The 13,262-nt window shown below is 43.8% G+C and carries 11 protein-coding genes; 5 read left to right on the top strand and 6 right to left on the bottom strand.

Going from position 1 to position 13,262, the window contains the following annotated elements; all coding sequences use genetic code 11:
• Positions 1 to 616: 616 nt before the first annotated feature.
• Positions 617 to 1,933 carry an ABC transporter substrate-binding protein gene (locus QZW82_RS20040; RefSeq protein WP_293151700.1) on the bottom strand — a complete coding sequence of 439 codons (1,317 nt, stop codon included), beginning with the start codon at positions 1,931 to 1,933 and terminating at the stop codon, positions 617 to 619.
• Positions 1,934 to 3,004: 1,071 nt separating this feature from the next.
• Here QZW82_RS20040 and QZW82_RS20045 point away from each other — a divergent pair.
• The 3 genes from QZW82_RS20045 to QZW82_RS20055 are packed head-to-tail and all read left to right on the top strand — an operon-like array spanning position 3,005 to position 5,120.
• Positions 3,005 to 3,622 (top strand): Uma2 family endonuclease, encoded by a 618-nt coding sequence (locus QZW82_RS20045; RefSeq protein WP_366665057.1) that lies wholly within the window; start codon positions 3,005 to 3,007, stop codon positions 3,620 to 3,622.
• A 37-nt stretch (positions 3,623 to 3,659) separates the two neighbouring features.
• The gene (gene fmt, locus QZW82_RS20050) at positions 3,660 to 4,667 is read left to right on the top strand and encodes a methionyl-tRNA formyltransferase (protein ID WP_293151703.1); all 1,008 of its coding nucleotides are present in this window, start codon (positions 3,660 to 3,662) and stop codon (positions 4,665 to 4,667) included.
• Between the two features lie 36 nt (positions 4,668 to 4,703).
• A complete protein-coding gene (locus QZW82_RS20055) occupies positions 4,704 to 5,120 on the top strand; it encodes a hypothetical protein (RefSeq protein WP_293151706.1) in 417 nt (138 codons plus the stop codon).
• A 105-nt stretch (positions 5,121 to 5,225) separates the two neighbouring features.
• Here QZW82_RS20055 and QZW82_RS20060 read toward each other — a convergent pair whose 3' ends face one another.
• From QZW82_RS20060 to QZW82_RS20080, 5 genes are all read right to left on the bottom strand, one after another.
• Positions 5,226 to 6,467 (bottom strand): exonuclease SbcCD subunit D, encoded by a 1,242-nt coding sequence (locus QZW82_RS20060; RefSeq protein WP_293151709.1) that lies wholly within the window; start codon positions 6,465 to 6,467, stop codon positions 5,226 to 5,228.
• Positions 6,468 to 6,769: 302 nt separating this feature from the next.
• Positions 6,770 to 7,414 (bottom strand): SMI1/KNR4 family protein, encoded by a 645-nt coding sequence (locus QZW82_RS20065; RefSeq protein ID WP_293151712.1) that lies wholly within the window; start codon positions 7,412 to 7,414, stop codon positions 6,770 to 6,772.
• 575 nt (positions 7,415 to 7,989) lie between these two features.
• The gene (locus QZW82_RS20070) at positions 7,990 to 8,562 is read right to left on the bottom strand and encodes a Uma2 family endonuclease (RefSeq protein ID WP_293151715.1); all 573 of its coding nucleotides are present in this window, start codon (positions 8,560 to 8,562) and stop codon (positions 7,990 to 7,992) included.
• 87 nt (positions 8,563 to 8,649) lie between these two features.
• Positions 8,650 to 9,933 (bottom strand): ATP-dependent DNA ligase, encoded by a 1,284-nt coding sequence (locus QZW82_RS20075; RefSeq protein WP_293151718.1) that lies wholly within the window; start codon positions 9,931 to 9,933, stop codon positions 8,650 to 8,652.
• A gap of 211 nt (positions 9,934 to 10,144) precedes the next feature.
• Positions 10,145 to 11,197 carry an acyltransferase gene (locus QZW82_RS20080; protein ID WP_293151720.1) on the bottom strand — a complete coding sequence of 351 codons (1,053 nt, stop codon included), beginning with the start codon at positions 11,195 to 11,197 and terminating at the stop codon, positions 10,145 to 10,147.
• A gap of 215 nt (positions 11,198 to 11,412) precedes the next feature.
• Here QZW82_RS20080 and QZW82_RS20085 point away from each other — a divergent pair, with 215 nt between their 5' ends.
• Entirely contained in the window at positions 11,413 to 11,718 is a 306-nt protein-coding gene (locus tag QZW82_RS20085; protein ID WP_293151810.1) for a glutaredoxin family protein, read from the top strand.
• A 240-nt stretch (positions 11,719 to 11,958) separates the two neighbouring features.
• Complete coding sequence (iscB, locus tag QZW82_RS20090) at positions 11,959 to 13,230, top strand: RNA-guided endonuclease IscB (protein WP_293151723.1); 1,272 nt, start codon at positions 11,959 to 11,961, stop codon at positions 13,228 to 13,230.
• Positions 13,231 to 13,262: the final 32 nt, after the last annotated feature.

Below are 13,262 nucleotides of genomic sequence, written 5' to 3' on the forward strand. Positions count from 1 at the left end.
CATCCCTTGTTTGCCAATATATCTGTGATGGCTAAGCATTCGGTTTGTTATTTTTTGGTTTTTGGTAAATATATTTATACCGAGCGACTGCGGGTGTCTGTTCGTGTCGGGCGATCGCAACTCTATTAACTCTAACATCTTGCACCGCCATCAATAATATCTAACGAACCGATAACTCCCGCGCAACATCTGAGCTTTCAGGTAAGTGCGGGGCAAGCAACTCGGTTTCTGATTGTAAGTGCAGGTTGGAATGATTTTCACAAAATTTTCAACCAATTAATCTAGTTGATCGAGCCTTCAAGGCTGTCATTGCATACAGTGAAAGCGGATAATTTACATCAAAAAACATTTTCTCTTTTTCAGGGATTGTTGCCAGAGAGCGATCGTCGAATGTCGTGAATTAATTGCCATTTGTCTTATTCATGACCAATGACCAATGACTAATGATAATTCGCTTGACAGTTGACAGTTGACAGTTGAAAGTCAATTACCGATTACAGATTACCGATTACTAATGACTAATGACCAATCACCAATGACTAATGACTAATGACTAATGACTAATCACCCATGACCAATGACCAATGCCCCATGCCCCATGGCCCATGCCCAATCTCTACCTGGCAATATCTAAAGTTAATGTCAAACGGTCTTGAGCTTCTTTAAGAGCGTCTTGGGGGTTGCGGCCGAGAAGAGTTGCTTCTATGGCACGGCCAAGATTTTCTGACAGGCGAGAGTAACCAGAGATAATTGGGCGCGATCGGGCTGAGTTCATTTGTTCTAAAAATACTCCCAAAACAGGATTTTTTTTCACAAAACTTTGATAAGTTCGGCTCTCTCTCGATTTTAAGTTAATTGGTAAGTAACCTGTACCCAAGGCCCAGGCTGTTTGGAATTCTTCGCCAAGAACGTATTCTAGGAATTCAAGGGCTGCTTTTTCGCGTTCTGGCGAGGTTTTCATTAAAAATAGGTTTTCACCCCCAACAACAGTGGCGGAGCGTTTGAGGGCGGGTATAGGCATCACTGCGTAGTCGATCGCACTTTGCTGCAATTGTGCTAGAGTCCACGGCCCGGTGATTTGCATTGCGACTTTACCGGCGATGAAGTTCTCTAGTTCATAACCGCGCTCGGGTGCTGACAGTATTCCTGAACCTTCTGTTAGCAAGTCATTCCACAATTCCAAGGCCGCGAGAGAACCCGGATTGTCTATTTGGGGTACGGGAGTTTGAGATGTCTCTCTCACGAGTTCGCCGCCTGCGCTGAACATGAATGGCAGCCAGGTGAATACTGTCCATTCTCCTTTGCCTAGGGGGAGCACTATGCCGTGTCTATCTGTGCGTCCGTCTCCGTTGGTGTCTCTTGTGAGCGATCGGGCTGTTTGCTTTAATTCTTGCCAATTCTGCGGCACTTGTTTAATTCCTGCTGCTGCAAACAAGCTGGGACGGTAAAATATTCCGGTATTGTTGGTGGCGAGGGGAATTGACCAAGTGTGTCCGCCGAGTTCCATTGACTCGAACAGTGAGGGGTCGATTTCGCCTTTGATGGGGGATTTTTCGAGCCAGTTTTCTAGCGGTTTAATTGCTTGCAGTTCTGCTAGTTTGCCTGCCATTGTGGCAGCATTCCACAGCAAATCTGGCGGTGCATTTCCTACTATTGAGGTGAGGATTTTTGGCAGTTGTTGGTCGGGCTGGCCGATGTAAATTTGTTCTACTTGGATGTGTGGATGCGTTTGGTTGAATTTGTCGGTGAGGGTTTTAAATAAGTCGCGATTGGGCGGGGGATTGATGCCGTGCCACAGTGTGAGCTTAATTTTATCGCTATTTTTCGGAATATTTTGACAGCCGCTTAACAGCAGTAGATTTAAGGCAAGTAAAATGCAGGCAACTCGTTTGACTTGCATTTTAAGTGCTTTGAGAAGTTTTGATAAAATCATTTTTTAGTTGTACTTAGAGGGAAGAATTTTTTTGGGCAAGCGCAGATGGACGCGTTCATCAGTTGACAGTTGACAGTTGATAGTTGATAGTTGACAGTTGATAGTTGACAGTTGATAGTTGACGGTTGATAGTTGATAGTTGATAGTTGATAGTTGATAGTTGATAGTTGATAGTTGACAGCTATAGCTTTTCTCAAAAAGATGAGGTATAACTAACAGCTAATATAACCACTTAAACGTATAGGGCTGAAGCCCAACAACGTACCTTATCTTTTTCCGTCGATAGAAGAGGATTGAAGCCATGAATCATTTTGTTTGATTTCCCCAGTTTAGGGGGAGGCTTCAGACTCAATCTTCGGGCGTGAGAGGTGGGTGAAACTGGTTAAATCGAAGAAGTCTGGGGGAGTTGATTTGTCTCTCCTTTGGAGGTATTTTGAAACAAAATTGTGAAAGATCCGCCTCCTATAGTGGTTGTCAAAAAAGTGATGTATGCCCTATGCCCTATGCCCTATGCCCTATGCCCTATGCCCTATGCCCTATGCCCTATGCCCTATGCCCTATGCCCTATGCCCTATGCCCTATGCCCATGAGTACCTCATCTTTTTGAGAAAGGCTATAGTGTATCTTGCGGGCAGATCCGATCGCAAGGAATTGCTGTCAGGTGCGATCGATATTTTGCTAAGTCAGGCTTTTCGACGCGCTCGAATCCGGGAATTCGGTTAATAGCCATTGGCTGACTTGTTCGTGATGAATATATTACCAGAAAGAATTGGTTGAAAGCCCGCCCGCCTTTGAGGGATAAATTAAGATCGGACTATTCATTACTCCAATCCTCTTCGTTCTAGGTTAACTGTCAACTGTCAACTGTCAACTGTCAACTGTCAACTGTGGTTGTGCGATATCTGCCAACAAGCTGCGACTGACTAGCTGCCGCATATTCAAGGATTTTTTCATGTTTTGGCAGATATAGCCTTTCTCAAAAAGATGAGGTATGACTGATACCTTACATAACCAGTTCAACTAAGAGGGCTAAAGCCCAACAACGTACCTCGTCTTTCTGAGAAGCGCTATATGATAAAATCGACATGGCCAGTAAAATTGGTGAGTCAGATGACAACTTTTAGTGTAGAACAGTTAGATTTAACTTGGGAAGAATGGATGCAAAATCCTCCTGACGGGACGGAGTGGGCAGACGGTAAAGTGATAGTCAAACATCCTGTAGAATTTGTCAATGGAGAAGTAGTAGGGAAACCGGGAATGACTGCAAAGACTCGCCGCATTCAATCAAAGCTCGATTATTACTGGAGAAGTTACATGATCTCAAGCGCTCAAGGGGGCGAGGTTTATGTGGAAGTCACTTGTCAAACTCTGAAAAAGGGCCGGATACCTGATGTATCTTACATTACTCCTGAACTGTTGGCGCAAGTTGGAGAGTTTTCAGTTTTGCCGCAGAGTTTTCCGCTGCTAGCTGAGATTGTTTCGCCTAACGATTTTGCTGATGATGTTTTTGCAAAAGCCCAGGAGTATTTAGAGTCTGGTTGTTTGGAAGTTTGGCTGCTATTTCCGAAGAGTAGTTGGGTGTTAGTAATTACTCAAAGTGAGGCAGTTTTATTTAAGCCTGGTGATGTGGCGAAGACTCAGCTTGTGTTGCCCGGTTTTAGCGTGGCTGTTGATGAGTTAATGGCGTAGTTTTGCTGTTATGATTATAAAAACTAACTAAAAATCTATGAAAATTGTTTTTTTTGGCACTCCTGAATTTGCTGTTGCTACTTTATCCAGTTTGCTGAGTCATCCAGAATTTGAGGTTGTGGGTGTGGTAACTCAGCCGGATAAGCGCCGGGGAAGGGGGAATAAATTGATGCCTTCACCTGTAAAAGATGTGGCTTTAAATCACAGTCTTCCGGTTTGGCAGCCGCGCCGAATTAAGAAGGATGCCCAAACGCTTGCTAAGTTGCGGGAAGCGGAGGCTGATGTGTTTGTGGTGGTGGCTTACGGCCAGATTCTTTCTCAGGAAATTCTGGATATTCCTAGTTTGGCTTGCGTTAATGTTCACGGTTCAATTTTGCCGAAGTATCGCGGGGCGGCGCCAATTCAGCGGTGTCTTTTTGATGGGGAAAAGGCTACTGGAATTACTACTATGCTGATGGATGCTGGCATGGATACTGGGGCGATGCTTTTGAAGGCTTTTGCGGGAATTACGCTGTTGGATAATGCTGATTCTTTGGGCGACAGGTTGGCGGAACTGGGAGCGGATTTGTTGGTGGAAACTTTGATAAAATTGAGGGATGGGGAAATTAAACCGGTTGTTCAGCATGAGGATGAGGCGACTTATGCGCCGATGATTAAGGGTACTGATTTTGTGCTGGATTGGTCGAAAAGTGCGATCGCCCTTCACAATCAAGTTAGGGGTTTTTTCCCGGATTGCACTACGACTTTTCGCGGTAATTCCCTGAAAGTAATCGCAACTGTGCCGGTGGGGCCGGAATATTGGCTGCAATTACCAGCGGAGTTGAGGGTTTTGGAACGGGAATGGCCTGTTTTGGATCGGTTGTCGGGTGCAAATGGCGAGGTTGTCAGGGTTGTGAAGGGCTTGGGGGCGATCGTCCAAACTGGCGATGGTTTGCTATTATTGCGGGAGGTGCAGTTGGCTGGTAAAAAAGTTCAGTCTGGCGTGGATTTTGCTAATGGAACTCGGTTGGTTGCGGGTGAGGTTTTTGGGAAAGTTGATTCGTGAATTACAACAACAGATTACTTGATCTGGAGGCAAACTGTGTATATTTTATGTGATGGCAACTGGGACAGACCAGAAATAGAAATATCTGATTCACCACGAGGTATTATCGAACAGGGAGAACTTTGGGAAAGCATCAGTGAAGATTTGAAGCTTCCTGCGGAAAAAATAAAGTCAGAGTTTTATGCTGAAAACCTGGAAGCTATTTCAATGAAGTTGTCTCCGATAAAAAATCCAGAAAGATTAGATTTAATCAAAATTTACCTAAACAATAAAAATTTGGTCTTTGAAGGTTCTAAATCTGTTTTTCATAAGCTGGGTATGTCATTACTAAGCTATTTCCATGAAAATAGTCAAAAAGGTGAACATTTTCACCTAGACTATGTGGAAGACGATCCTCTATTAGCACCTACCAACTGCCACGTAATATTTTTATGTAGAGATCCGCATATATAGCCTTTCTCAAAAAGATGAGGTATGACTGACGGCTTATTATAACCGCTTAGACGTATAGGGCCCAAGCCCAACAACGTACCTCATCGTGAGAATTGATATAATTTACTAGAATTCGACTAAAGCTTCTTCTTCCACTCCCAACAAATCCCGTGCGGCTTCTAGCATACTGTCAGTAATATCTTTCAAATCTTCGCGACTTGCCAAATAAGTTTTCAAAGCATCTAAAGGTTCTATACTATTATTAGCATTTAATTCTGGCAACCGCGGCCTTGCTAGCTGACTGACTAATTCCGGCTGAATTGTGTAGCTGTGGGCGGCGCCGAGAAGTGCGTGCAATTCGGCGTTATCAATTAAGTCTAATTGTTCCGATCGCAATTGGTAGATCAATCTGACGACTGCATCTTGGATTTCCTTCTTCCCAATGGCTTTCACCAACTCGGTTTGCGGGTTTTCCGATTCAGATACGTTCACCTTAATCGTCTGAAACACCCGCACCGGCAAAGTGCAAAATTCCCACTCAGCTTTCCCCCTTTCCAAATTAATTAACACAAAACCTTTGTCTTCTTTCTCTTCGCTAAAGTCAACTCGTTCTATACTTCCGGGATAAATTACGGGCGGATTGTTGTTGGCGTTGAGATTTTGGTGTTTGTGGACGTGACCGAGGGCAACGTAGTCGAAACAAGGGCGTGTTAGCATGGCAACGGGTATGTTGAATCCTTTACCGACTGCTAAAAAACGCTCTGCACCCAGGCTTGCTTTATCTGCCATTAAGTGCGCTAATAGTACGGTGGGGATATTTGGATCGAGACGGCGGATTTCGCCTTCCATGGCGATCGTCAGTTTTTCGGTTAATAATTGGTTAACGTCGCCCACAGAAAGGCTTTCAGTCTCCGATCGCGTCATTAAGGTCGATCGCGTCAACCAAGGCAGCGTAACCACCTGTACGGGCCCGCTGCGGGTTTGTATGAGGTGCGTGTCGAGGCGATCGCCTACAATAAACTTAGGTATTCCCAAAGTCCGATAAATTCCCAAACTCGCGCCGCCCTGTCCCTGGGAATGTTGGTCGTGATTTCCTACTAGCAAAACCGTCGGAATTTGCGCTTCTACCAAGCGGCTGAATTGGCTCGCAAAAGCCTCCTTAACAAACGGTGGCGGCGTCGAATCCGGGAAAGCATCCCCGCCGAATATGACTAAATCTACGGGTTCAGAAATTGCTCTATCCATACATTTGCTTAGCGTCGCCGCGAAGTCTTCCAGCCGCGTATTTAACCCGGTTTCTGGATTGACGCGGCCGTGGGAAAAGCCGCTGCCCATGTGAATGTCTGAAAGGTGTAAAATTTTAATCATTGTTTTCTTTGTGAGTTGTCATTTAGGTTTGTAGTGAGGACTTCAGTCCTTCTTTCACTTCCGAGGAAGGACTAAAGTCCTCACTACGAACCTGGTTTGTAGTGAGGACTTCAGTCCTCTATTTACCAGGTATTTTATGTCTGAAAGGTATAAAGTTTTAATCATTATTTTTTAGTGTGTGAGTTGTCATTTAGGTTTGTAGTGAGGACTTCAGTCCTTCTTTCACTTCCGAGGAAGGACTAAAGTCCTCACTACGAACCTGGTTTGCCGTAAGGACTTCAGTCCTCTCTTTGCCAGATATTTTATGTGTTTCTAGGTACTAATTTGACGCTGCGCCGGTGCGGATTGATGCGTTTTTCGATCGCAAATACTGCCTTTTCTTCCTCAAAGCCGATTTCGTGAAACTCTGCAAACAAATATTCTAACTCAATTTTGGCGATCGCAGTTTCCAGCCACTTATCAAAAGAATCGCATTCAATACTTCTGAAAGGCTCGCCTTTACACTCGAAACTGATAATTTGTCCCGGAATCCCGCCGAAACAGCCCTGTGTATCCACAACCCGCAGCCACAAATTATCTACTTTCATAAACGGAATCCATGCTTTGTTCCAATATTCTCCGGGCTGCCATTCTTGAAAATTAACTTGACTCTGGGCGTCCCAAAATTTTTTCTCCTTGGTAATTGATGCCAAAGATAAAATACTCCTGCCGTGTTCAAAAGGCAACAGCCACTGATTTTCTGAACTCTCGTAAGCCGAACCGTTATACCAGCGATAAAAATCATAAAATGTTTCGGGCAGCGATTGTTGATAACGTTTTTTAAATAAGTCGATTTCTGTTTCGATGGCACCGGAATTTAGCAAGTTAAGTGCCTCTGGACAGCAGCGTTTTAAGGTTTGTCCGAAGGTACGAACCAAAGGATTTCGGGGTTGAAAAAAATCTTTCATATTTCATCATATAATACCTGGAACTTTTTGATAAATTTGGGGAAACGTGAGGGCTTAATTTAGGTTCGTAGTGAGGACTTCAGTCCTTCTTTGGATTCTGAAGAAGGACTAAAGTCCGAACGATCGAACCAGGTTTAAGATTTTTGTAAAGTACAGAGGATCTGCTTTCATATTTCATCATATAATACCTGGAACTTTTTGATAAATTTGGGCAATCGGGCAGCGAAAATTTATACTTTTCAAGGTGAGGACTTAATTTAGGTTCGATCGTTCGGACTTCAGTCCTTCTTTGGATTCTGAAGAAGGACTAAAGTCCGAACGATCGAACCAGGTTTAAGATTTTTGTAAAGTACAGAGGATCTGCTTTCATATTTCATCATATAATACCTGGAACTTTTTGATAAATTTGGGCAATCGGGCAGCGAAAATTTATACTTTTCAAGGTGAGGACTTAATTTAGGTTCGATCGTTCGGACTTCAGTCCTTCTTTGGATTCTGAAGAAGGACTAAAGTCCGAACGATCGAACCAGGTTTAAGATTTTTGTAAAGTACAGAGGATCTGCTTTCATATTTCATCATATAATACCTGGAACTTTTTGATAAATTTGGGCAATCGGGCAGCGAAAATTTATACTCGTTAATTCTAACTCATCTCCTTGTCGGTAAATCTGAGAAACCCAATTCCCCTCAGGATTGAGTCGAAAACATTCAATTTGGATTTCCGATTGAGTGATGAGTACGTATTCTTGCAAACTCGATGCAGTTTGGTAATCTGCAAATTTATCGCCCCTATCAAAGTTTGCTGTTGACGGCGACAAGACTTCCACAATCAAAGACGGATACAGGATAAAATCCTCAGTGGAATTTATCTCTCTTTCGTCGCAAGTAACTGCTATATCGGGGTAATAATAACAATTTGCCTCTTCCAATCGGACTTTTATATCTGACGTGAGAACGATGCAGTCAGTACCATCAAGATGATTTCCTAGCCGCCTTACTAAGTTGCTAGAAATAACGATATGGGGCTTTTTTGCACCAGTCATTGCATAAACGTGTCCGCGTCTATATTCGTGTTTGATGGGGCTGACTCGTTCGCCTTCTAGATACTCTTCTGGGGAGATGTGGAAATTATTTTTGCTGACAAACATTGATTTTTTTTCCTAGATTCTATTTGATACTATTGGTTTATAATCGCATACCCGGATGGGAAATGGCAGTGCAGTTTCCCTACAAATTTAACAAATTTCCAAAAATCGGGCGTGCCACAGTTTGCCACTTTCTGTCAATCCTTGCGATCGCACTTTGATTTTGATTCCGCGAGGGTTCGCCTCGTACAGTCGGGCAATTTCTAGCATTTCCCCGCTGCTAAAGCCCGTTCCCACTGTTCCGATCGGTACTAACTTGCCATTGATTTCTTGTGCAACTTCGATCGCACTAAACGGCCGCCCCGCCACTTTTGTCGGAGTCAACCCGACAATAAATAAATCATATTCCTGACAGTATTTAGTCCTCACCATCGGAAATTTCTTAACATCTTTGCCGCCGACATAGAGGCTGTTGTGCAAAACCCAAACTTCGCCTTCTCTGTTTTCAGCTTCCTGCTGCTGCGCCAGTAAAAGTTTTTCGCCTGCGGTGCGAGATGTCGGTACAATTTCAAATTCCGTAGATAAACTCACTAGCATTTCGCCAACTTCAACTCCGGCGGCAATTCTTTCAGATTCGGCGGTTTTGGTCAGGTCATTTCCCTTGAAAAACAAAGCTTTAAAAATGGCATAAACTGCCGTTGGCTGAGTTGTCGGAAAACCCCTTTCAATATTAACTGTAGCAGCTTGGGCGCCCGTGCGGTGTTCGCTGCCCGTACAGCTTTTGTAATACAGTTCGCCGTCTAAAACAAAGATGCCAATTTTAGCTGCTGTGTCGGCTAAAGTGCGATCGATCGCAATTGACGCTTGTTGCCGCAGGTTTGTCGATCGCGATTGGTAGTATACTTTATCTGGCGTCGCCACCACCACCACTCGATTGCCATCCCGTTTTGGCTGTCCCCAATAATCGGCATTTTCGATGTAATAAGAACGTTCGCTGGGCGCGTCAACCGGCTGCATCGTCACAATCCTTCCCGGCTGCAAGTGCGGAGGTAATTCCGGGACAATCGGATTGTTGACAGTCTCAACTTTCTCAACTTTGGCCGCGGCCTTTGATTTTGCCGCAGGAGCAGGATTGGTGGTAGAGTTGTTTGGAGTGTTTTTAGTCGGCTTTTCTCCGGTTTCCAATTCAAACGCTCTTTTCCAAAAGCCGATCGCAATTTCCGGATATCCTTCCGACTCCGCACACAGTGCAAAACTAATAACTTTTGCCGTACCAATTCCGCGCCCGTAATCAGCTAAATACTGGACTGCCCCCGCTTCACCCATTAAGTGCAATCCCCGCGTGACAATGCGATTGTTCCAGCGTTCTCGAATATCGGCGCTAATTTTTTTGGCTGATTTTCTCTTAGCTTCTGCGTATTCGGTAAAGTCCATAATGCCTCGGTCTTTTCGTAGGGCTATTTGTACACTATACTGAAGCTTGATTCATTAGTCAAGGGAATGATTTAACCACAGAGAACACAGAGGACACAGAGAGAGAAGAGAGATCTGAATACAGGAGGATGTTCCGGATTTGATATCATTTCTCCCTACAAAGGAGAGTTCGCTGTCAACTATCAACTGTCAACCGTCAACTATCAATTGATTAACCCCTTGCACCTGTGATCGTTTGAAAGAACTTAGGCGTATACTTTTGTAAAAAACTCCCCACCGCCAGCGTTATCAAAGTTGCCAGAATGATTGTCAATAAATAGTATACAATCACAGTTATCGAATTGGAAGGCTTTGACAACTTGTTAAAAACTTCCTTAAAAACTGTTACGGTCGGTTCGTGAATAGCATAAACAAAAAATGCCAAACCCGAAAATTTAAAACAGGCTTTTTCTAGCTTTCCCGACACCAAATCTGAAGCGCACCAAATCGCCGCCGTACCCATTACTCTCGTGCTGCATTCTAACTGGTGCTGGAAAGTTTTAATATCGGCTGTTTGCGTCATTGCCAGCACAAGAGCCATCCCTAAGTATATACCGATAATCGCACTTTTTCGTCGGTCGAGCCAAGTTAGATCCAATTTTTGAACAGCAATCAGACATCCCAAATAAAAGAACAACGGCCCCAACCACTGGATGCTAAAACCAATTTGAAAATCCAGCAACCAAGGCGTGGCAAACAAAGCTATACCTAGATAAGGTATCTTTCTAGCAATCAGCAAAAATACCGGAGATAGAATCACCATCGCCATCAAATCCCGGACGTACCAGAAATGAAATGCGATCGGATAAAGGCTTTTATATCCGGTCAAACAATCTATAAAGTTGGCAAAACTGTAGTCTCCAATATATTTTTTGTAATGCCCTTGGATAATTCCACTCGTTGCCGGTACGTTGATCACAATTAACACGAGTGTCAATAAAGCCAAGTTCCAAAACAAATAGGGAACCAGGAGAGTCCAAAACCGAGATTGGAGCTTTTCCTTGTAAGAATTCAGCGATAAATTAAAATTCCTGAAAAACAGGAAGCCTGAAAGCATGAACAAAAAAGCCACGCAAGAACCGCCCCAAGTCCCGGCAACCAACGTCTGGAAAAATTTGTCAGCATATCCCACAGAATTGATGGACGAGTGAATAGTAACAATCCCAACGATTAGAGGCAGACGCAATAATTTAATTCGGCAAGATATTTCCGGCGTAATTTGCATTTTTTACAGAAAAAGTGTAGGGTTCGATCGGCTGGCATTTGTATTGAGATGGCAAATTGTAGTAATCGGTTCGCCACCAATGCTAAGATAGCCTCGATCGTGCGTTGAGGTCAATCATGCCGGGGCTGGCTTTTTGCGAAGTCTGGTTCGCCAACTTCCGATCGCACTTTTTGCACTTTCGAGAATTTAACATCAAGTTTAATTGTACTCTGATGATGCGATTGATTTTGTACAGCAAACCCGGATGCCACTTGTGCGAAGGGTTGCAAGAAAAACTCGAACAGATTGAAAGCCTCAAGTTTCAATTGGAAGTACGAGACATTACCGAACGTGATGACTGGTTTCAAGCTTACCAGTACGAAGTGCCAGTTTTGTTTAAAGTGGAGTCCCAAGAAAAAAGTTCTGGTGGCGATGCTGCATTTTCCCCCGCAGAACAATTACCTCGTCCTTCTCCCCGCTGTACAGTTCCACAATTGGAGCAAATGTTACAGAAATATTTGCAAATCGATCGATCAGAATAATGTCAGTAACTCAGCTCTCTCATAGACTGAGCTTGTAAGAAATTGCAAGCTGTGCTGACCAGCCTAGGTCTTAACAGGCTACGTTATTTGAGTCACGACACCAAGCGAATGCGAAGCTAGTTCCTTGCTCTGTCATCTGCAATTAAACAGTCTTAAAGTCACTGAGGCAGTATTGCAGGTCTAACAAGCTCTTATAACATTGGCGAAGCTAACATTACACGCAAGTGGAAGGACACAAAAATGTCCAATTTTATTTTCGTACTTGATGCAAACAAGAAACCACTCACACCTTGCAAGCCATCAATGGCTCGTAAGTTATTAATCGCTGGTAAAGCGGCTGTTTTCAGAAGATTCCCGTGTACCATTATTCTCAAAAAAGCGGTAACAGGAACTGTTGAATCAATTAGTCTCAAGTTAGATCCAGGTTCTAAGACTACTGGCATCGCTTTACTGCAAGGCGAAAAAGTTATTTTTGGAGCTGAACTAACCCATCGCGGTCAAGCTATCAAAGCAAGTCTTGATTCTCGTCGTTCACTGCGTCGAGGAAGGCGAAACCGTCATACTCGCTACCGCCAAGCAAGGTTTTTAAACCGCACCCGCAAAAAAGGTTGGTTAGCACCATCTTTGCAGCATCGCGTAGAAACAACCTTGACTTGGGTCAACAAATTACGCAGACTGGTACCTATCGACTTAATTGTTCAAGAGCTGGTCAGATTTGACCTGCAACAATTAGAAAATCCTGAAATTTCAGGCATTGAATACCAGCAAGGCGAGCTACAAGGCTACGAAGTTCGGCAATATTTGCTTGACAAATGGAACAGGAAATGCGCTTACTGTGGCACTGAAAATGTACCTTTGCAGGTTGAGCACATTCATCCCAAAGCCAAAGGTGGAAGCAATCGAATCTCTAATCTTTGCCTTGCTTGCGAGAAATGCAATCTCAAGAAAGGCACTCAAAATATTGAGCAATTCTTAGCCAAGAAACCTGACATTTTGAAACAGATTATTGCACAAGCCAAACGTCCACTTAAAGACGCTGCTGCCGTGAATTCGACCCGATGGGTGCTGTTCTCTCGACTGAGAGAAACGGGGTTGCCTGTTGTGACTGGTTCGGGGGGACTGACTAAGTTCAATCGTACTAGACTACAATTACCTAAAACTCATTGGCTTGATGCTGCTTGCGTCGGTCAAATTGAATCGCTAGAGGTGTTAACAAACAAACCACTGCTAATCAAAGCAACTGGACACGGAACTCGTCAAATGTGTCGCACAGACAGGTTTGGCTTTCCATCTCGGTACGTTCCTCAAAACAAGTTTGTTAAAGGTTTTCAAACTGGTGACATTGTAAAATCAGTCGTTACCAGTGGCAAGAAAATAGGTGAATATGTTGGTCGGGTTGCGGTTAGAACGACGGGTTCGTTCAATATCTCAGCATCAGGATTGGTGCAAGGGATTAGCCATAAATACTGCAAAATAGTTCACAGAAAAGATGGCTACAGTTACGCATTTTAAGACTGACGGGGACTGAAAGTCCCTCGCGTCGC

The sequence above is a fragment of the Microcoleus sp. bin48.metabat.b7b8b9.023 genome (assembly GCF_013299185.1).
Lineage (GTDB): Bacteria > Cyanobacteriota > Cyanobacteriia > Cyanobacteriales > Microcoleaceae > Microcoleus.

Coding starts and splice junctions, on each gene's coding strand:
- QZW82_RS20065 (WP_293151712.1), bottom strand. CDS start 7,414: ATGAAAGATTTTTTTCAACCCCGAAATCCTTTGGTTCGTACCTTCGGA.
- fmt (WP_293151703.1), top strand. CDS start 3,660: ATGAAAATTGTTTTTTTTGGCACTCCTGAATTTGCTGTTGCTACTTTA.
- QZW82_RS20085 (WP_293151810.1), top strand. CDS start 11,413: ATGCGATTGATTTTGTACAGCAAACCCGGATGCCACTTGTGCGAAGGG.
- QZW82_RS20075 (WP_293151718.1), bottom strand. CDS start 9,933: ATGGACTTTACCGAATACGCAGAAGCTAAGAGAAAATCAGCCAAAAAA.
- QZW82_RS20045 (WP_366665057.1), top strand. CDS start 3,005: ATGATAAAATCGACATGGCCAGTAAAATTGGTGAGTCAGATGACAACT.
- QZW82_RS20060 (WP_293151709.1), bottom strand. CDS start 6,467: ATGATTAAAATTTTACACCTTTCAGACATTCACATGGGCAGCGGCTTT.
- QZW82_RS20080 (WP_293151720.1), bottom strand. CDS start 11,197: ATGCAAATTACGCCGGAAATATCTTGCCGAATTAAATTATTGCGTCTG.
- iscB (WP_293151723.1), top strand. CDS start 11,959: ATGTCCAATTTTATTTTCGTACTTGATGCAAACAAGAAACCACTCACA.
- QZW82_RS20070 (WP_293151715.1), bottom strand. CDS start 8,562: ATGTTTGTCAGCAAAAATAATTTCCACATCTCCCCAGAAGAGTATCTA.
- QZW82_RS20040 (WP_293151700.1), bottom strand. CDS start 1,933: ATGATTTTATCAAAACTTCTCAAAGCACTTAAAATGCAAGTCAAACGA.